General features: G+C 68.1%; 16 protein-coding genes. 11 read left to right on the top strand and 5 right to left on the bottom strand.

Going from position 1 to position 18745, the window contains the following annotated elements; all coding sequences use genetic code 11:
• Both msrA and M3149_RS16835 read right to left on the bottom strand, forming a co-directional pair.
• Entirely contained in the window at positions 1-537 is a 537-nt protein-coding gene (gene msrA / locus M3149_RS16830; protein WP_251710706.1) for a peptide-methionine (S)-S-oxide reductase MsrA, read from the bottom strand.
• Between the two features lie 54 nt (positions 538-591).
• Entirely contained in the window at positions 592-1491 is a 900-nt protein-coding gene (locus M3149_RS16835; protein ID WP_251710707.1) for a LysR family transcriptional regulator, read from the bottom strand.
• Between the two features lie 100 nt (positions 1492-1591).
• On the opposite strand from M3149_RS16835, the gene M3149_RS16840 reads away from it, so the two are divergent.
• The 11 genes from M3149_RS16840 to M3149_RS16890 all read left to right on the top strand — a co-directional run bounded on the left by M3149_RS16840 (position 1592) and on the right by M3149_RS16890 (position 15577).
• Positions 1592-2785, top strand: coding sequence for an acyl-CoA dehydrogenase (locus tag M3149_RS16840; RefSeq protein WP_251710708.1), 1194 nt, complete (start codon positions 1592-1594; stop codon positions 2783-2785).
• A gap of 82 nt (positions 2786-2867) precedes the next feature.
• The gene (locus tag M3149_RS16845; protein WP_251710709.1) at positions 2868-3530 is read left to right on the top strand and encodes a TetR/AcrR family transcriptional regulator; all 663 of its coding nucleotides are present in this window, start codon (positions 2868-2870) and stop codon (positions 3528-3530) included.
• On the top strand, positions 3527-4693 hold the full coding sequence (locus M3149_RS16850; RefSeq protein ID WP_251710710.1) for an efflux RND transporter periplasmic adaptor subunit: 1167 nt from the start codon (positions 3527-3529) through the stop codon (positions 4691-4693). Before M3149_RS16845 ends, M3149_RS16850 begins: the two co-directional genes overlap by 4 nt.
• A 16-nt stretch (positions 4694-4709) precedes the next feature.
• Positions 4710-7889, top strand: a complete 3180-nt coding sequence (locus M3149_RS16855; protein WP_251710711.1) for an efflux RND transporter permease subunit — start codon at positions 4710-4712, stop codon at positions 7887-7889.
• A 38-nt stretch (positions 7890-7927) separates the two neighbouring features.
• Positions 7928-8605 carry a protein-L-isoaspartate O-methyltransferase family protein gene (locus tag M3149_RS16860; protein WP_251710712.1) on the top strand — a complete coding sequence of 226 codons (678 nt, stop codon included), beginning with the start codon at positions 7928-7930 and terminating at the stop codon, positions 8603-8605.
• Positions 8606-8618: 13 nt separating this feature from the next.
• A complete protein-coding gene (locus tag M3149_RS16865) occupies positions 8619-8963 on the top strand; it encodes a rhodanese-like domain-containing protein (protein WP_251710713.1) in 345 nt (114 codons plus the stop codon).
• Positions 8964-8988: 25 nt separating this feature from the next.
• The gene (locus tag M3149_RS16870) at positions 8989-10389 is read left to right on the top strand and encodes a TolC family outer membrane protein (protein WP_251710714.1); all 1401 of its coding nucleotides are present in this window, start codon (positions 8989-8991) and stop codon (positions 10387-10389) included.
• Between the two features lie 58 nt (positions 10390-10447).
• Positions 10448-11218, top strand: coding sequence for a glycosyltransferase (locus tag M3149_RS16875; protein ID WP_251710715.1), 771 nt, complete (start codon positions 10448-10450; stop codon positions 11216-11218).
• Positions 11194-13266, top strand: a complete 2073-nt coding sequence (locus M3149_RS16880) for a 3-deoxy-D-manno-octulosonic acid kinase (protein ID WP_251710716.1) — start codon at positions 11194-11196, stop codon at positions 13264-13266. The genes M3149_RS16875 and M3149_RS16880 overlap by 25 nt, the downstream gene beginning before the upstream one ends.
• The gene (locus M3149_RS16885; RefSeq protein WP_251710717.1) at positions 13263-14510 is read left to right on the top strand and encodes an O-antigen ligase family protein; all 1248 of its coding nucleotides are present in this window, start codon (positions 13263-13265) and stop codon (positions 14508-14510) included. The genes M3149_RS16880 and M3149_RS16885 overlap by 4 nt, the downstream gene beginning before the upstream one ends.
• Positions 14507-15577, top strand: a complete 1071-nt coding sequence (locus M3149_RS16890) for a hypothetical protein (protein WP_251710718.1) — start codon at positions 14507-14509, stop codon at positions 15575-15577. Before M3149_RS16885 ends, M3149_RS16890 begins: the two co-directional genes overlap by 4 nt.
• Positions 15578-15606: 29 nt before the next feature.
• Here M3149_RS16890 and M3149_RS16895 read toward each other — a convergent pair whose 3' ends face one another.
• From M3149_RS16895 to M3149_RS16905, 3 genes are read right to left on the bottom strand one after another with little or no spacing between them, the layout of a single operon-like run.
• Positions 15607-16392 (bottom strand): glycosyltransferase family 2 protein, encoded by a 786-nt coding sequence (locus tag M3149_RS16895; protein WP_251710719.1) that lies wholly within the window; start codon positions 16390-16392, stop codon positions 15607-15609.
• Positions 16385-17251, bottom strand: coding sequence for a glycosyltransferase family 2 protein (locus M3149_RS16900; RefSeq protein ID WP_251710720.1), 867 nt, complete (start codon positions 17249-17251; stop codon positions 16385-16387). The genes M3149_RS16895 and M3149_RS16900 overlap by 8 nt, the downstream gene beginning before the upstream one ends.
• A gap of 1 nt (position 17252) precedes the next feature.
• Entirely contained in the window at positions 17253-18635 is a 1383-nt protein-coding gene (locus tag M3149_RS16905) for a phosphomannomutase/phosphoglucomutase (RefSeq protein WP_251710721.1), read from the bottom strand.
• Positions 18636-18745 lie beyond the last annotated feature (110 nt).

Below are 18745 nucleotides of genomic sequence, written 5' to 3' on the forward strand. Positions count from 1 at the left end.
CTACTTCGCCAGCCGCGCGAAGGTCTTGCGGAACTTGGCCACCTTGGGCGCGGCCACGGCCATGCAGTAGCCCTGGTGCGGGTTGCGCTCGAAGAAATCCTGGTGGTAGGCCTCGGCGGGCCAGTAGTTCTGCAAGGGCAGCACCTCGGTCACGATGGGACGGCCGAAAGCGTCGTCGCGCGCGAGTTCGGCGATCAGCGCGCGCGCCTCGGCTTCCTGCTCGGGCGTGGTGAAGTAGATGCCGCTGCGGTATTGCGTGCCGACATCGTTGCCCTGGCGGTTCAGCGTGGTCGGGTCGTGCACCACGAAGAAGATCTCCAGCAGCTCGCGCGTGCTCACCTCGGCCGGGTCGTATTCCAGCCGCACCACCTCGTTGTGGCCGGTGGTGCCGGTGCAGACCTGCTCGTAGCTCGGCTGCTTCGCGTGGCCGTTGCTGTAGCCCGACTCGACGTCGCTCACGCCGCGCACGTCCTTGTAGACCGCCTCGGTGCACCAGAAACAGCCTCCGCCCAGCACCAGCACTTGTTTGTCGCTCATCGTGAACTCCGCTTTTTGTGTACCCCGGTGCGTCGGGCGACGCGCCGTTTTCTTTCAAGCACCCGATTCTGAGGCGGGCGCGAAGCCCCGCACGGCGTCCAGGAATGCGGCGAGCGCAGCGCTTTCGTCACCGCTGCGCCAGAGGCAGCGTGTCTCGTAGGGCGGCGTCTCGCCTTGCAGCGGCAGGAAGGCCGCGCCCGGCAGGCCGGCCTGCTGCAGGGCGGCCGGCACCAGCGACACGCCCAGCCCCTGCGCCACCAGCGAGACCACGCTGAGCCAGTGGCGTAACTCGAAGCGCACGTCGGGCTCGAAGCCGTGGTCGGCACACAGGGCCAGCAGGCGGTCGTGGTAATCGGGCGAGACGGCGCGCGAGATGGCCACGAAGGGCTCGCCCGCCAACGCGGCGGGCAGCACGCGGCGCTTGCGCGCCAGCGGGTGCTGCGCCGGCACGCAGGCCACGAAGGCCTGGCGCGACACCAAGATCTGCGCGCAACCCGGTGGCACGCGCGTGGTGTGCACAAAGCCGGCCTCGAGCCGGCCGTGCTGCAGGTCGATCAGCTGGTCGCTCGAACTCATCTCGCGCAGCACCAGCTTCAGGCGCGGGTGGTGCTGCGCAAAGCCGCGCAGGATTTGTGGCAGCCCGCGGTAAAGCACGGTGCCGGCAAAACCCACGCGCAACTGACCGCTCACGCCTTGCGCCACCTCGCGCGCCTCTCGCGCGGCGGCCCCGGCGGCGTCCAGCAGCGCCCGCGCGCGCGGCACGAACGCCAGGCCCGCCGGGGTGAGCGCCACGCCGCGGCTGTTGCGCACGAACAGCGGCGCGCCCACCGAGGCCTCAAGCTGCTGGATGTTGAGCGACAGCGGCGGCTGCGTCATGGCCAGGCGCGCCGCGGCGCGGCCAAAGTGCAATTCCTCGGCCAGGGCCAGGAAACAACGCAGGTGGCGGAATTCCATCAATACACCAAGCAGATCGTTGAATACAGGATCGATATTAGACAGCTATGGCCTGCGGGCGGACAATCCGCCGATTCACCACCGTACCCGGAGACAGACCATGCTCTCGCCGACCAAGACCAAAGCCAGCTTCAGCTGGGAAGACCCGTTCCAGCTCGACGGCCAGTTGAGCGACGACGAGCGCGCCGTGCGCGACGCCGCCCACACCTACTGCCAGGAGCGCCTGCTGCCGCGCGTGACCGAGGCTTTCCGCCACGAAAAGACCGACCCGGCGATCTTTCGCGAGATGGGCGAGCTCGGCCTGCTGGGCGTGACGATCCCGGAGCAGTACGGCGGCGCCGGCCTCAACTACGTGTGCTACGGCCTGGTGGCGCGCGAGGTCGAGCGCATCGATTCGGGCTATCGCTCGATGATGAGCGTGCAGAGCTCGCTGGTGATGGTGCCGATCAACGAGTTCGGCACCGAGGCGCAGAAACAGAAGTACCTGCCCAAGCTGGCCAGCGGCCAGTGGATCGGCTGCTTTGGCCTGACCGAACCCAACCACGGCTCCGACCCGGGCAGCATGGTCACCCGCGCGAAAAAGGTCGACGGCGGCTACAGCCTGTCGGGTGCCAAGATGTGGATCACCAACAGCCCGATCGCCGACGTGTTCGTGGTCTGGGCCAAGGACGACGAAGGTTCGATCCGCGGCTTCATCCTGGAGAAGGGCTGGAAGGGCCTGTCGGCTCCGGCCATCCACAGCAAGGTCGGCCTGCGCGCCTCCATCACTGGCGAGATCGTGATGGACAACGTGTTCGTGCCCGAAGAGAACGCCTTCCCCGAGGTTCGCGGCTTGAAGGGCCCGTTCACCTGCCTCAACAGCGCGCGCTACGGCATTGCCTGGGGCGCACTCGGTGCCGCCGAGGACTGCTACTTCCGCGCCCGCCAGTACGTGCTGGACCGCCAGCAGTTCGGCCGCCCGCTGGCGGCCAACCAGCTGATCCAGAAGAAGCTGGCCGACATGCTGACCGAGATCAGCCTGGGCCTGCAGGGCTGCCTGCGCCTGGGCCGCATGAAGGACGAAGGCACGGCCGCGGTGGAAGTGACCTCGATCCTCAAGCGCAACAGCTGCGGCAAGGCGCTCGACATCGCCCGCCTGGCGCGCGACATGATGGGCGGCAATGGGATCAGCGACGAGTTCGGCGTGGCGCGCCACCTGGTCAACCTCGAGGTGGTCAACACCTACGAAGGCACGCACGACATCCACGCGCTCATCCTGGGCCGCGCGATCACCGGCATCGCCGCGTTCAACTGACGTTTCCTTTACCCGGCGGACATCGCCGGTACAGGGGGGTGGGGTATATTACTAACCGATCGGTCAGTAATTGCCCCCACCCATGCCCACGAACCGCCCGTCAGACGAACCCGCCACGCACCGCCGTGCGCGGCGCAAGGAGGCGCGCCCGGGCGAACTGATCGAGGCCGCCCTTCACCTGTTCGTGGAGAAGGGCTTTGCCGCCACCCGCGTCGAAGAGGTGGCCGCGCACGCCGGTGTGTCCAAGGGCACGCTGTTCCTGTACTTCCCGAGCAAGGAAGACCTGTTCAAGGCCGTGGTGCGCGAGAACATCGCGGGCCGCTTCACCGAGTGGAACGAGGAATTCGAGCAGTTCACCGGTGACAGCGTGGAACTGGTGCGCTACGCCATGCAATCCTGGTGGGAGCGCATCGGCATGACCCCGGCCTCCGGCATCACCAAGCTGGTGATGAGCGAGGCAGGCACCTTCCCCGAAATCGCGGCCTTCTACCAGCAGGAGGTCATCGGCCCCGGCCATGCGCTGATCCGCCGCATCCTGCAGCGCGGCGTGGATCGGGGCGAGTTCCGTGACCTGCCGCTGGACTACGCGGTCTACAGCCTGATCGCACCCATGATCTTCCTGCTGATGTGGAAGCACTCCATGGCGCCGTGCTGCCCGCCGTCGCACCAGCTCGACCCGGTTTCTTTCATCGACACGCAGGTCGACCTGATCCTGCGCGGCATGCTCAAGCACCCCCGACCATGACCACCTCGCGTACCCGGACGTTCATCTACTGGCTGCTGCCGGTGCTGCTGGTTGCCGGCCTGGCCTGGGGCGTGGTGCGTGCGCTCGACAAGCGGGCCACCAAGGCCGAGCAGGCGCAGGCCGCAGCCCAGGCGCTGCAGACCGCGCCGGTCTACGAGGTGAACGAACGCGACGTGGTGCGCGTGCGCAGCGTGGCGCTGTTGCAGACAGCCAGCGTCTCGGGCTCCATCGAAGCACTGCAGACAGTGGCGATCAAGGCCCGTGTGGCGGGCGAGCTGCAAGGCCTCACCAAACGCGAGGGCGACAGCGTCGCGGCGGGCGAGGTGGTGGCACGCATCGATCCCACCGAGGCCCAGGCGCGCGTGCGCCAGGCCGAGCAGCAGGCCGAGTCGGCCCTGGCGCAGGTGCGCATCGCGCAACGCAGCCAAGCCAACAACCAGGCCCTGGTCCAGCAAGGCTTCATCTCGGCCACGGCGCTGGAGAACTCGCAGGCCAACCTGGCCGCGGCCGAGGCCACGCACCGCGCGGCCGTGGCGGCGCTGGACATTGCGCGCAAGGGGCTGGGTGACACCGTGCTGCGTTCTCCCATCGCGGGGCAGATCGCTGCACGGCTGGTGCAGAACGGCGAGCGCGTGGGCCTGGACGCCCGCGTCGTGGACGTGGTGGACCTCTCGGCCTTCGAGATGGAGGCAGCGCTCAGTCCCTCGGATGCCGCGAGCGTGCAGGTGGGCCAGAAGGCGCGGTTGCAGGTGGAGGGTCTGGCCGCACCGGTGGACGCCACCGTGGTGCGCATCAACCCCAGCGTGCAACCCGGCAGCCGCAGCGTGCTGGTGTACCTGCGCCTGCCGGCAACCTCCGGCATGCGCCAGGGCCTGTTCGCGCGCGGCGAGATTCTGGCCGGCAGCACAGCCGCGCTCGCGGTGCCGGCATCGGCCGTGCGCAACGACCGCCCCGCGCCTTACGTGCAGGTGGTGCGCGAAAACACGGTGCGCCACGTGAATCTGCCCGAGCCGCTGCCACCGCGGGGCCTGGCCGATGGCGTGCCACACCAGGCCGTGCCCATGCTGGCCGATGGTGACGTGGTCCTGGCCGCCACGGCCGGTGCCATTCGCGACGGCACGCGCGTGAAACTCGCGGCCACGCCGACGAACAGCCCCAACTGAACAGGCGCACACCGCGATGTGGTTCACCCAGGTCTCGCTGCGCAACCCGGTCTTTGCGACCATGGTGATGCTGGCCTTCGTGGTGCTGGGCGCTTTCTCGTACCAGCGTCTGCAGGTCGACCAGTTCCCGAACATCGACTTCCCGGTGGTGGTGGTGACCACCGCCTACCCCGGCGCCTCGCCCGAGATCGTGGAGAGCGAGGTCACCAAGAAGGTGGAGGAGGCTGTCAACGCCATCGCAGGCGTGAACACGCTCACCTCGCGCAGTTACGAGGGCAGCTCGGTGGTGATCATCGAGTTCCAGCTCACGGTCGACGGTCGCAAGGCCGCCGACGACGTACGCGAGCGCATCGGCATCCTGCGCCCGCTGCTGCGCGACGAGGTGGAAGAACCGCGCGTGCTGCGCTTCGACCCGGCCAGCCGCGCCATCTGGTCGGTGGCGGTGGTGCCCGAGGCGGTGAACGGCGCGCGCGCGCCCAGCCCGGTGGAACTCACCACCTGGGCCGAACAGGTGCTCAAGAAGCGGCTGGAGAACGTGCGCGGCGTGGGTGCCGTCAACCTGGTGGGCGGTACCGAGCGCGCCATCAACATCGAGCTCGACCCGGTGGCCATGCAGGCCCTGGGCGTGACGCCCGAGCAGGTGAACGCCGCGCTGCGCAGCGACAACCAGGACGTGCCGGTGGGCACGCTCAAGACGCGCGACGCCGAGCGCGTGGTGCAGGTGCTCTCGCGTGCACAGAACCCGCGCGACTTCGAAAACATCATCGTCACCCGCCGCGGCGGCACACCGGTGCGTCTGGGCCAGGTGGCGCGCGTGGTGGACGGCACGCAGGAGGTGGAGAGCCTGGCGCTCTACAACGGCCAGCGCACGCTGCTGCTGCAGGTGCAGAAATCGCAGGATGAAAACACCATCGCCGTGGTCGATGGCCTCAACGCCGCCATCCAGGCCGTGGGGCCCGAGTTGCCCGCGGGCGTGAAGCTCGAACCCATTGCCGACGGCTCGCGCCCGATCCGCGTGTCGGTGCAGAACGTGCGCCAGACCCTGATCGAGGGCGCCATCCTCACGGTGCTGATCGTCTTCCTGTTCCTCAACTCCTGGCGCTCCACCGTCATCACCGGGCTCACCCTGCCGATCGCGGTGATCGGCACCTTCTTCTTCATGAACCTGCTCGGGTTCACGATCAACATGATCACGCTGATGGCCCTCACGCTGTCGGTGGGCCTGCTGATCGACGACGCCATCGTCGTGCGCGAAAACATCGTGCGCCACGTGCAGATGGGCAAGAAGCCGTTCCAGGCCGCCATGGACGGCACGCAGGAGATCGGGCTGGCTGTGCTCGCCACCACGCTGTCGATCGTGGCGGTGTTCCTGCCCATCGGCTTCATGGGCGGCATCATCGGCAAGTTCTTCCACGAGTTCGGCATCACCATGGTGGCGGCCGTGCTGATCTCGATGCTCGTGAGCTTCACGCTCGACCCGATGCTGTCCTCGGTGTGGCACGACCCGGCGATCGACGCGCACGGCAAGCCGCCCGGCAAGGGCCTGTACGACCGCACGCTGGGTCGCGTCACGCATTGGTTCGATCGCTTCCAGGACGACCTCGCCGAGGGTTATCAGGGCGCGCTGCGCTGGTCGCTCAAGCACAAGCTGGCCACGCTCGGGCTCGCGCTGGCCACCTTCGTCTCCAGCATCTTCATGCTGCCGCTGCTGGGCACCGAGTTCGTGCCCAAGGCCGATTTCTCCGAAACCTCGTTGAGTTTTCACACACCGGTGGGTTCGTCGATCCAGGCCACCGAAGCCAAGGCGCGCGAGGTGGAGTCCATCCTGCGCGAGTTCCCCGAGGTGCGCTACACCCTGGCCACCATCAACACCGGCAACGCGCAGGGCCCCATGTACGCCAGCGTCTACGTGCGCCTGGTGGACCGCAAGGACCGCTCGCGAAATGCCGACGCCATGTCGGCCCTGCTGCGCGAACGCCTGCGCAGCGTGCCGGGCATCACCGTCACGCACGTGGGGCTGCTCGACGCCGTGGGCGGCAACAAGCAGATCGAGTTTTCGCTGCAGGGCGACGACCTGGGCGAGCTGGAGCGGCTCAGCCGCCTGGTGCGCGAGAAGCTCGAACCCATTGTCGGCCTGGTCGACCTCGACGCCAGCGTGAAGCCCGACAAACCCACGGTGGACGTGGTGCTCAACCGCGAGCTCGCTTCCGACCTCGGCCTGTCCACCGCCGCCGTGGGTGGCGCGCTGCGCACCCTGGTGGCCGGCACCACGGTGGGCAACTGGCGCGCGCAGAACGGCGAGACCTACGACGTGATCGTGCGCCTGGCGCCGGACGCGCGCCAGCGCACCACCGACCTCGCTCAGCTGCCGCTCATGGTGGGCAGCGCGGCCGACGGCACCGCGCGCACGGTGCCGCTGTCGCAGGTGGCGCAGCTGGTGGAGACCACCGGTCCGAACCAGATCAACCGCAAGAACCTCAACCGCGAGGTGGCCTTCAACGCCAACGTCTATGGCCGATCGGCCGGCGAGGTCACGGCCGACATCCGCGCAGCGCTGGACGGCATCGCGCTGCCGCCGGGCTATCGCTACGAGTTCGGCGGCTCCACCAAGAACATGCAGGAATCCTTCAACTACGCGCTGTCGGCGCTGGCGCTGGCCATCATCTTCATCTACATGATCCTGGCCAGCCAGTTCCAGAGCTTCCTGCAGCCGCTCTCGCTCATGACCTCGCTGCCGCTCACGCTCATCGGCGTGGTGCTGGCGCTGCTGATGTTCGGCTCCACCATGAGCATGTTCTCCATCATCGGCATCGTGCTGCTCATGGGTCTGGTGACCAAGAACGCCATCCTGCTGGTGGACTTCGCCATCCGCGCCCGCGAAGGCCGCGCCGGCGGGCCCGCGCTGCCACGCGACGAGGCCCTGCTGCTGGCCGCCAAGGTGCGGCTGCGTCCGATCCTCATGACCACGCTGGCCATGGTGTTCGGCATGGTGCCGCTGGCCTTTGCGCTCACCGAGGGCTCGGAGCAGCGCGCGCCCATGGGCCAGGCCGTCATCGGCGGCGTCATCACCTCGTCGCTGCTGACGCTGGTGGTGGTGCCCGTGGTGTATGGCTACCTCGACGACTTCGCCGCCTGGTTGCGCCGCAAGGCGGGTCTGCCGCCCGCCTTCACCGCGCCGAGCGGGTCCGCCTCCTAAAATTTGCGGGTTTTGCCGAACACACCTGGAGAACCGAGATGAACACCGCGATGAGCCTCGAGCAGGCCCGCTTCAACATGATCGAGCAACAGATCCGCCCCTGGGAGGTGCTCGACGCCCGCGTCCTCGACCTGCTGGCCCGCGTGCCGCGCGAGGCCTTCGTGCCCGAGGCGCACCGCGCCCTGGCCTTCGCCGACCTGGAACTGCCGCTGACCGGTGACGCCTGCATGCTGGCGCCGCGCGTGCAGGCTCGTCTGGTGCAGGACCTGGCGCTCCAGCCCACCGACAACGTGCTCGAGATCGGCACTGGCAGCGGCTACACCGCCGCCCTGCTCGCCAGCCTCTCGCAGCGTGTGGTCAGCATCGAGATCGACCCCGCGCTGGCCCGCGGCGCACGCGAGAACCTGCAGCGCGCCGGGATCGGCAACGTGCAGGTGCGCGAGGGCGATGCTTGCGCAAACGACTTCGCCCTGTGCCGCACCGACGCGCCGTTCAACGCCATCGTGCTGGGCGGCTCGGTCGCCGAGGTGCCGCCCGCGCTGCTGAGCCTGCTCGCCCCGGGCGGACGCCTGTTCGCGATCGTCGGCGAGGAACCGGTGATGCGCGCCACGCTCATCACGCGCCGCGCCGAGGCCGACTTCCACACCGCCCAGCCCTGGGACACGGTGGCACAGCGCTTGCGGAACTTCCCGGCGCCGTCGCGCTTCCGTTTCTGAGCCGACGCGCACCATGCAGGCCATCACCCCCGCCCAGCTCGACGACTGGGTCCGCCAGCACCAGACGGACGGCGCCGCGCTGCCCGTGGTGCTCGACGTGCGCGAGCCCTGGGAGCTGCAGACCGCCAGCGTCACACCGCAAGGCTTCGAGCTCGTGCACATGCCGATGCGCAGCATTCCGCAACGCCTGGGCGAGCTCGACCCCGAACGGCCCATCGCCTGCCTGTGCCACCACGGTGCGCGCAGTGCGCAGGTCACGCACTTCCTGACGAACCAGGGCTTCACCCAGGTCGTCAACATCCATGGCGGTATCGACCTGTGGTCGCGCGAGCGCGACCCCTCGGTACCGCTCTACTGACCATCCCCGCCCAAGGACCCCGACCATGCACGCCGCCCTGCCCGACCGCCGCCCCGCCCGACGACGACTGCATCCGCTCGTGCTGGCCGCCTGCCTGGCCCTGGGCGGCATGTCGGCGGCGCAAGCGCAGAGCCTGGCCGAGCTGTTCGAGGCCGCGCGCGGCTACGACGCCACTTACCTGGCCGCGCGCTCGCAGTACGACGCCAACCTGGCGCAGTCCGCGCAGGCGCGTGCCGGGTTGCTGCCCGAGGTGGGCCTGGGTGCCGGCGCCAACTGGAGCCGCCGCGACAGCAACAACAACCTGCTCGACGGCACGAGCAACAGCCAGAACGTCACGCTCTCGGCCAGCCAGCCGCTCTACCGCCCCGCCAACAAGCTCGCCAACTACCAGGCCCAGCTGTCGATCGACATCGCCCAGGCCCAGCTCACGCAGGCCGAGCAGGACCTGATCATCCGCACCTCGCAGGCCTACTTTGACGTGCTCGCGGCGCAGGACACGCTGACCTTCGTGCGTGCGCAGAAAACCGCCGTGGCCGAGCAGCTGGCCGCCGCACGGCGCAACTTCGAGGTCGGCACCGCGACCGTGACCGACGCCCGCGAGGCGCAAGCCAGCTTCGACCTGGTGGTCGCGCAGGAAATCGCTTCGGAAAACGACCTGCGCGTCAAGCGCCTGGCACTTGACCAGCTGGTGGGCCGCAGCGGGGTCACGCCGCGCCCGCTGGCCGCCCCCGTGAACCTGCCGCCGCTGCAGCCCGCCGAGCCGCAGGCCTGGCTCGAGCGCGCCGGCGAGAACCACCCCACCGTGCTGCAGGCGCGTCGCAACCTGGAGATCGCACAGCTCGAAACACAGCGTGCCGAGGCGGGTCACAAGCCCACGCTGGACCTCGTGGGCCAGTACCAGGTCAGCCGCGCACCCTCGAGCATCCAGGGCATCCCGGGCAACGTGCGCAACAACAACGCCAGCGTCGTCCAGGGCATCCCGGGCAACGTGCGCAACAACAACGCCAGCGTCGGCCTGCAATTCAACCTGCCGCTGTTCGCGGGCTTCGCGATCCAGAACCGTGTGAAGCAGACGCTCGCGCTGGAGGAAAAGGCCCGCGCCGATCTCGAATCGGCGCGCCGCGGTGTCGACCTCGCCACGCGCAGCGCCTTCTTCGGTGTGGTCTCGGGCCAGGGCCAGGTCAAGGCGCTGGAAGCCGCCGAAGCGTCCAGCCAGAGCGCGCTCGAAGCCAACCAACTCGGATACCAGGTCGGCGTTCGCATCAACATCGACGTGCTCAACGCCCAGAGTCAGCTGTTCCAGACCAAGCGCGACCTCGCGCAGGCGCGCTACAACGTGCTCCTGGGCACGCTGCGGCTGAAGCAGGCGAGCGGAGAGCTCACGCCCACGGATCTGCAGCCGGTGGATGCGCTGCTGGCGCGCTGAGGCAGCCAGCGCGGGCGGGGCGGCCCGACCCGCGAGCCAGAACCGATAAACTCCCGCGATGCCCGCCCAACCCCCCTCCGGAGACGACGTGCAAGCCGTCAACGTGCTGTGCATCAAATGGGGCCGCAAGTACGGCCCCGAATACGTCAACAAGCTCCACAGCATGGTGTCGCGGCACCTGCAGCGGCCGTTCCGCTTTGTCTGCCTCACCGACGACGGTACCGGCATCGATCCGTCCATCGAAGTCAAGCCGATCCCGGCCGTGGGGTTCGACGAATTCGACCAGCGCAAACCCTGGACCTTCGGTCACGGCTGGCTCAAGCTCACGAGCTTTGCCGATCCGCTGTACGACCTGAAGGGCCGCACGCTCTTCCTCGACCTCGACATCGTCATCGTCGACAGCCTGGATCCGTTCTTCGATGAGCCGGGCGAGTTCATCGTGATCAAGGAATGGGACAAGCAGGACGGCACAGGCAACACCTCGTGCTACCTCTACACGATCGGCGCCCACACCGACGCGCTCGAACATCTCAAGCGCGGCTACCCGCAGTCCATCGCTGACGTGCGCAACGAGCAGGAATACATCACCGGCTTCCTGGGCCGCCAGGGCAAGGTGCGCTACTGGCCCGAGGGCTGGTGCGTGAGCTTCAAGCGCCATTGCATGCGCCGTGGCCTCATGGGCTGGTTCCAGCCACCGGTGATTCCACCGGGCGCGCGGATCATCGCTTTCCACGGCAAACCCAATCCGCCCGACGCCATCGCCGGCGTGAGCGGCAAGTGGTACCGGCGCGTGCTACCCACGCAATGGGTGGCCGACCACTGGCGTTGAGCCCGCCGCGCGCCACCGCCGCGCTGCGCGCCTGGCGGCTGCTCATGCGCGGACTCGCGCTCCCCCTGCTGGGCTGGTTCTGGTGGCGCGGTCGGCGCGAGCCAGGCTACCGCGAACGGCTGCGCGAACGGCTGGGTTTCATCCCGGTAGAGCCACGCCACATGGGCGGCCTGTGGCTGCACGCCGCCTCGTTGGGTGAGGTGCAGGCCGCGCGGCCCTTGATCGAAGCCTTGCTGCAGGAATGGCCGGACCACACGATCGTGGTCACCACACAGACACCCACCGGCCTGGGCGCCTTGCGTGCCGCCTGGGGGGATCGCATCGCGCACCGTTACGCGCCGCTCGACACGCCGGGCGCGGTGAGCCGCTTTCTGGACCGCCTGCAACCGCAGGCGCTGGTGCTGATCGAGCGCGAACTCTGGCCGCAGTGGCTGTTCGCCTGCGCCGATCGGGCCATGCCGCTGGTGCTGTTGAACGCGCGCCTCACCGAGGCTGCGGCGCGCCGCTACCAACGATGGCGGGGCGTGATGGCCCACGCCTGGCCGCGCCTGCAGGTGGCCGCGGTCGACGCGGCCAGCGGCACGCGGTTCGCGGCGCTCGGTGTGCCAGCGTCGCAACTGGCCGTGAGCGGCAACCTCAAGTTCGACATCGCCCCACCAGCCAACCTGCCACCTCTGCCGCCCGATCTGCAGGGCCGCCCACTGGTGGTGGCGGGCAGCACCCACGAAGGCGACGAGGCCGTGTGGCTGACGGCCTGGCAGGCCATCGCCAGGACGCATCCCGACGCGTTGCTGGTGCTGGTACCACGCCACCCGCAGCGCTTTGACGACGTGTCGCAGGCGCTGAGCCGCGCTGGCTGGGCCCACGCGCGGCGCAGCCGCGGTGAGGCGGTGCGCGCCGAACACCACGTGCTGCTGGCCGACACCATGGGCGAGCTGCTGTTCTGGTACCGCCACGCGGCGTTGTGCTTCGTGGGGGGCACGCTTGCGCCCGTGGGCGGGCACAACCCCCTGGAGCCCTTGTCGCTGGGGCAGCCCGTGTTGTTCGGCCCGCACACGCACAACGCGCCCGCGCTGTTCGACGAGGCTGCGCAATCGGGAGCCGGCCTGTGCGTGGACGATGCCGCGACGCTGCAAGCCGCCGTCACACAGGCACTGGCAAACCCCGCTGGCTGGATGGCGCGCGGCAAAGCCGCGCAGGCACTGATGGCGCGCCACCGCGGTGCGACCGCGCGTTGCCTGAGCACGTTGCACGCAGCCATCGGGTTGGTGCGAGCGCAACGCCTTTGCAACGTGGTGGCCGGCACGCTCGACGACGGCAGCATCGTGTGGCGCGATCCCGCGCGTGCGGCCACTCTGTCACCCCGTGATTTCGCGCCGCCCGCGGACAAGGCGGGCGATGCACCGCAGGCGTCCGCGCAAGCCGTGCAACGCCTGGCCACTGGCAGCGGTCGCGGACAGGCCGCGCTGGTGCCCTCGCCCTTGGGCGCGTACGTGCTGCGCCACTACCGCCGCGGTGGCCTGGTGGCACGCCTGAGCGACGATCGCTTCGCCCACGAACCCGTGCACCGCGGCCGCGCCATGCGCGAATTCGCGCTGCTGCGCCTGATGCAGGCCTGGGATCTGCCCGTGCCCGCACCCGTGGCCGCCAGGCACCATCCTCACGCCTTCAGCTACAGCGCCGACATCGCCGTGGCGTGGCTGCCCGGCACGCGCAACCTCGTGCAATGCCTGCGCGAGGCGCGACCCACACCCGACACCTGGGCGGCTCTGGGCGATGCGATTCGACAGCTGCACGCGCGCCAGATCTTCCACGCCGACCTCAACGCCCACAACCTGCTGCTCGACACCCAGGGCCAGGCCTGGGTGGTGGATTTCGACAAATGCGAACGCCGACCCGGTGACGAATGGAAAGCCACCAATCTGGCCCGCCTGCTGCGCTCGCTGCGCAAGGAAGCGAAGCGCGAGCCGGTGTTTCATTGGCATGAAGACGACTGGGCCTTGCTGAACAAGGCATACCGGACGCACCGGGAGCCGGAATCCACATGACCCTGGAACGATCACTCACCCTCGCAGCACAGGCGAGCCTTGCACTGGTGTTCCTTGCCTTCCCGATGTCGGTGGCGCTGGCCAACGTCGGCCTGCTGCTGATGCTGGCATTCTGGTTGCCCACCCTGGCGTGGCCTGGCGCGCGCTCTCGATTGCGTGAGGCGATGCGCAACCCGCTGGCTGTGTGCGCTGTGGCCCTGTTTGCATGGATTCTGCTCGCCAGTGCCTGGTCCCCGGCCCAGGACAGGGACATCCTTGGTTTCTGGCAGAAGTACCTCAAGTTCCTGATGGTGCCGGTGTTCATTGCGCTGATGCACGATGAAGCGGTGCGCCGCCGGTGCTGGCAAGGCTTTGCATTGGCGCTTCTGATCACGCTCACCATCTCATGGCTGGATGTGTTCCTCGACTTCCCATGGACACGGGGCCACCGCATGGGTCTGGCGTCCGATCACACCGTCTTCAAGGACTACATCTCGCAGGGCCTGATGATGACACTGTTCACCACGATATGCGCCTTCACGGTGGTCACCTCTGCGTCACGCGTGAAGCAGGCGATGGCCATGGCCCTCTGGGTGCTGGCCGCAATATCGATCGTCGCCCTCTCCCATGGGCGCACGGGGTACTTGACGCTGACCGCCGCCACCGTGGTATTCGGTCTGACCTTCGTGGCCTCGCGCTCACGCATGCAGGCCTGGTCGATCGGTGCCGGGTTGTTGGTCCTGATCCTGATGACCTGGTGGCTCTCGCCGGTTCTGCACGAGCGGCTGGCCAACGCCTGGACAGACGCAATGGCCGCCTTGGCACAGTCCGGCCTGGGGAACGTGACGTCCGCCGGGGCGCGCGTGGAGATGATCAAACTGGCACTCAGCGCGGCGGGAGAAGCACCCTTCTTCGGCCAAGGCACGGCGGCATACCCGGTGCTTGCCAGCAAGTATTTTTCGACCGTCGAGTGGTGCTCGGTGACCTGCCCACACCCGCACAACCAGTTCCTGTTCTTCCTGGTCGAGCAAGGCCTCATCGGCCTGAGCCTCTTTCTGGCCTACCTGGCCGTCATCGGGCGCACGGCCTTGCGGCAACCACCCGCACACAAGGCCTTCACACTGGCCTTCGTGGCCGTGGCTGTCGTGGCGGCCAGCACGCACAGTGCCTTCTGGCTCTCCACAGAAAGCCACTGCCTCATCCTCATGAGCGCACTCATCATGGCAGGGCTGCGTGCGCGGCGGACGGCGGGAGCGCCGACATGACCGCGCTCACCATCGCCTTCCACTCCAACCAGCTTTCGCTGCGCGGCACCGAGGTTGCCTTGTACGACTACGCCGAGGGCGCAGAACAACAGCTCGGCCATCGCAGCGTGGTGCTGTACCCGGCCGACAGCGCACACAACGATCCGCAGGCGGTCGACAGATTCGCACACCGCTTCGAGCTGCTGTGCTACCGAGACCGAAGCGAAATCGATGGGCTTTTGCAGCGCTGTGGTGCGAACCTGCTTTACGCCATCAAGGCCGGGCGGCCTGACGGCTTGCTCTCGCTGCGTGTGCCAACCATGGTCCACGCGGTGTTCCCCACCGCGCCGCGCCAGGCGCACGGCGCGTCCTTTGCCTTCATTTCCAACTGGCTCAGCGAGCGCTGTTCGCGCGGCAACATTCCAGCCGTTCCACACATCGTCACGCTGCCTGCGGTCGATGACGACCTGCGCGCCGAACTGGGCATTCCCGATGAGGCCACGGTGCTGGGTTGCCACGGCGGTGCAAAAAGCTTCGACGTGCCTTGCGCCGTCGAGGCCGTGCGTCGCGTTCTCGACACCGCCCCCGCGGTGTGGTTCGTCTTCCTCAACATCGAGCGTTTCGTGGATCACCCGCGAGCGATCTTCCTGCCTGGCACCGGTGACCTGCTGCGCAAGACGCGCTTCATCAACAGTTGCGACGCCATGCTGCACGCGCGCCTGCAGGGCGAATCCTTCGGCCTGGCGTGCGGCGAGTTCTCGGTGCGCAACAAGCCGGTGTTCACCTACGCATACAGCAAGCACCGCCATCACCTGGCCGTGCTGGGCGACGCGGGCTGGCCTTACCACGACGCCGACGGTCTGGTGCACGCCATCACCACGCTCGACAAGATTGCCGTGCGCGCCGGCCATTGGGACCGCTACACCGCGCTCTACAACCCCGCGCGCGTGATGAACCTGTTTGACCGGCACCTGATCCAGCCCGCGTTGCGCAACCCCGACCGCCGCCACCCGCAACTGACGATCGGCTGGCGCGATACGCTCGCATACTGGCAACTCAAACTGGAAATGCGCCTGGGCGGCAACTGAGCCGCGCTGAGCCGGATCCGATACTGCGCTCAGCGGCGCGCCAATTCGCTCGCGGCGTCGACATCGTAGTGCAGCGCGGCGTAACGGAAGAAGGTTTCCAGCGCGATGAACTGTGCGTACAGGAACCCCGGCCCCCCGCACAGGAAGGCGCGCTGGAACAGATAGACGCGCAGGAACACCACGCCGCCCATCACCAAGCCCCGCAGCACACCGCCTTTCTTGCCCTGCGCACCACGCTTGGCCGCGCCGAGTTGCACGTACTGCGCGAGCTTGCGCAGGCTGCCGTACACCGTGGGACGCGAGTGGTGCAGCAGTCGCTCACGCAACGAACGAACCGGCACCGAGTGACGCAGCACCGGCGCCTCGTGCACCACACCCTCGAAGCGTTCCAGCGTTTCGCGCTTGAACAGACGTTGTATGCCGCCGCGTGGCTTCATGCGCGATAGCGCGCGGCCAAAGGCCACCTCGTCCCACCACACGCGCCAGGCTGCGTCATCGCCCGATGCGACCGCGGCTTCGATCTCGGCACGCAGCGCGGGCGATATCTCCTCGTCAGCGTCGAGGAAGAAAACGAAATCGGTATGCAGCCGTTGCAACGCGCGCGTGCGCTGCAGCGCAAACCCCTGCCAGTCGGCGTGCAGATGCACTTCGGCACCCAGCGCTGCGGCTTTCTCGCGCGTTCCGTCGGTGCTGCCGCTGTCGACCACGACCAGTTGATCGGCGAATGCGGCGCTTCGCAGGCAGGCCTCGATGCGCTGCGCTTCGTTGAGCGTGAGGACCGCAATGCCCAGCGTGGGACGAGGTACGTCAGGCATCGTGCCTCCAGCGCAGCAACCCCACCCACCGCCCCGCCATGCGCGCCAGCAGCCGCGGCGACCACGCGATGGCACGCAGTGGCAGGACCAGCGTGGTGCCCGCCAGCACACGCCAGCGCTGGCTGCGCGCCTGCGTCACCGAGCGGTGCTTGGCGGTGTAGATGAGCTTGGATTGCGCGTGGTGGTAGCCGCGCAGGTATTCGCTTTTCCACGGTTTGCTGCCCTTGACCGAGCCGCGCGCTCGGTGCACCGCGGCCACGGCGGGCCAGACCACGATGGGACGGCGCGCCTGGAACAGGCGCAGGCAGAGATCGTCGTCTTCGTAGTAGAGAAAGAAGCGTTCGTCGAAGAAGCCCACGCCGTCGAAGCGCTCGAGGCGAAACAGCATGGCCGCGCCAACCACGAAACCCACGCAGGCCGGCGCGTCGGCGCCGGGGCCGCTGGACTTCCACAGCACATTGGGCCAGCGGTAGTTCACGTCGGGCTGTCCGGGGGCGCCTTCGAGCTGCGGGGCCAGGATGGCCGCTTCGGGCATGTCGTGCGCAGCGCGGACCAGCGCACCCAGTCCATCGGGCGTCACCTCGCAATCGGGGTTGAGCAGGAAAGCGAAGGGCGTCTTCACCTGCGCCAGCGCACGGTTGTTCGCGGTGCCGAAGCCGAGGTTGCGACCATGCTCGAGCACCACGGCGTGCGGCCAGCGCGCGCGCGCCTTGGCGGGTGTGCCGTCGCCACTGCCGTTGTCGGAGACCACCACGTGCGGGCAGTGTGCGATCAGCGCGTCGAGCGCATCGAGGCAGTGGGCACTGTGGTAGGTCACCAATACCACCGTGACCTGATCGAGCGGATCGCCGGCGTTCATGTCAATGGGCGCTGGCACCGACCACCGCGTCGGGTTTGGCCCGCTTGAGCAGTTCGAGCATGGTGCTCTCGATGCGCTTGAGCGCCTCGGGTGTCTGACCTTCGAAGCGCAGCACCAGCACCGGTGTGGTGTTGGAGGCGCGGATCAGACCGAAGCCGTCGGGCCAGTCCACGCGCACGCCGTCGATGGTGGACAACTGCGCGGGCGCATCGAAGCGCGCGAGATCGACTAGCGTCTTCACCACCGCATGCGGCTCGCCTTCGGCGCAGGCCACGTTGAGCTCGGGCGTGCTGTGGCTGGTGGGCAGGGCTTCGAGCACCGCGCTGGCGTCGGCGTGGCGGCTCAGGATCTCGAGCAGGCGCGCGCCCGCATAGGTGCCATCGTCGAAACCGAACCAGCGCTCCTTGAAGAAGATGTGGCCGCTCATTTCACCACCGAGCGGGCTGTCGAGCTCCTTCATGCGCGCCTTGATCAGCGAGTGGCCGGTCTTGTAGATGTGTGGCACGCCCCCCGCGGCCTCGATGGCCGGGCCCAGGCGCTGCGAGCACTTCACGTCGTAGATGATGTTGCCACCCGGCACGCGCGAGAGCACGTCCTGCGCGAACAGGATCATCTGGCGGTCGGGGAAGATGTTGTCGCCCCGCTTGGTGACGATGCCCAGGCGGTCGCCGTCGCCGTCGAACGCGAGGCCGAGTTCGGCATCGGTCTCGGCCAGCGTGCGGATCAGGTCGCGCAGGTTCTCGGGCTTGCTGGGGTCGGGGTGATGGTTGGGGAAGTTGCCGTCGACCTCGCTGAAGAGTTCAATCACCTCGCAGCCCAGGGCACGCAAGATCGCCGGTGCCGACGCCCCTGCCACGCCGTTGCCGCAGTCGACCACGATCTTCATCGAGCGCGCGAGCTTGACATCGCCCACGATGCGGTCACGGTAAGGGCCCTCGATGTTGACGTTGCGCACGCGCCCCCCATCGGCACGCAGGCCACCTTCGCTCTCGATCAGCTTGCGCAGTGCCTGAATGTCCTCACCGTAGATGGCACGGCCGCCCAGCACCATCTTGAAGCCGTTGTAGTCCTTGGGATTGTGGCTGCCTGTGACCTGAATGCCACTGTTGCACAGCGTGGCGGCCGCGAAGTACAGCATGGGCGTGGTCACCATGCCGACATCGATCACGTCGATGCCTGCCGCCACCAACCCACGGATCAGGGCCGATGACAGCGCCGGCCCGCTCAAGCGTCCGTCGCGTCCCACGGCCACGCTGCGCTCGCCCTGCTGCCGCGCCACGGTGCCAAAGGTCAGACCCAGGGCCTCGGCCACACGCTCGTCGAGGGTGCTGGGCACGATGCCGCGCACGTCATAGGCCTTGAAGATGGAGGCGGACACTTGCATGCAGGGGCTCCCGTTTCGATTCCACAAAAGCGGCCATTGTAGAAAGCACGTACTTCACCGCGGCGAAGGATCATGTCCGGAAACGGCGAGTCGGGCGGCCCGCCGTGGCC

Origin of the sequence: Hydrogenophaga intermedia (assembly GCF_023715105.1) — a bacterium.
Classification (GTDB): domain Bacteria; phylum Pseudomonadota; class Gammaproteobacteria; order Burkholderiales; family Burkholderiaceae_C; genus Hydrogenophaga; species Hydrogenophaga intermedia_A.

Bases quoted from the DNA above. Each gene is read 5' to 3' on its own strand.
- M3149_RS16860 (WP_251710712.1), top strand. From the start codon at position 7,928: ATGAACACCGCGATGAGCCTCGAGCAGGCCCGCTTCAACATGATCGAG.
- M3149_RS16835 (WP_251710707.1), bottom strand. From the start codon at position 1,491: ATGGAATTCCGCCACCTGCGTTGTTTCCTGGCCCTGGCCGAGGAATTG.
- M3149_RS16850 (WP_251710710.1), top strand. From the start codon at position 3,527: ATGACCACCTCGCGTACCCGGACGTTCATCTACTGGCTGCTGCCGGTG.
- M3149_RS16845 (WP_251710709.1), top strand. From the start codon at position 2,868: ATGCCCACGAACCGCCCGTCAGACGAACCCGCCACGCACCGCCGTGCG.
- M3149_RS16880 (WP_251710716.1), top strand. From the start codon at position 11,194: ATGGGTGGCCGACCACTGGCGTTGAGCCCGCCGCGCGCCACCGCCGCG.
- M3149_RS16855 (WP_251710711.1), top strand. From the start codon at position 4,710: ATGTGGTTCACCCAGGTCTCGCTGCGCAACCCGGTCTTTGCGACCATG.
- M3149_RS16890 (WP_251710718.1), top strand. From the start codon at position 14,507: ATGACCGCGCTCACCATCGCCTTCCACTCCAACCAGCTTTCGCTGCGC.
- M3149_RS16870 (WP_251710714.1), top strand. From the start codon at position 8,989: ATGCACGCCGCCCTGCCCGACCGCCGCCCCGCCCGACGACGACTGCAT.
- M3149_RS16885 (WP_251710717.1), top strand. From the start codon at position 13,263: ATGACCCTGGAACGATCACTCACCCTCGCAGCACAGGCGAGCCTTGCA.
- M3149_RS16895 (WP_251710719.1), bottom strand. From the start codon at position 16,392: ATGCCTGACGTACCTCGTCCCACGCTGGGCATTGCGGTCCTCACGCTC.
- M3149_RS16900 (WP_251710720.1), bottom strand. From the start codon at position 17,251: ATGAACGCCGGCGATCCGCTCGATCAGGTCACGGTGGTATTGGTGACC.
- msrA (WP_251710706.1), bottom strand. From the start codon at position 537: ATGAGCGACAAACAAGTGCTGGTGCTGGGCGGAGGCTGTTTCTGGTGC.
- M3149_RS16840 (WP_251710708.1), top strand. From the start codon at position 1,592: ATGCTCTCGCCGACCAAGACCAAAGCCAGCTTCAGCTGGGAAGACCCG.
- M3149_RS16875 (WP_251710715.1), top strand. From the start codon at position 10,448: ATGCCCGCCCAACCCCCCTCCGGAGACGACGTGCAAGCCGTCAACGTG.
- M3149_RS16905 (WP_251710721.1), bottom strand. From the start codon at position 18,635: ATGCAAGTGTCCGCCTCCATCTTCAAGGCCTATGACGTGCGCGGCATC.
- M3149_RS16865 (WP_251710713.1), top strand. From the start codon at position 8,619: ATGCAGGCCATCACCCCCGCCCAGCTCGACGACTGGGTCCGCCAGCAC.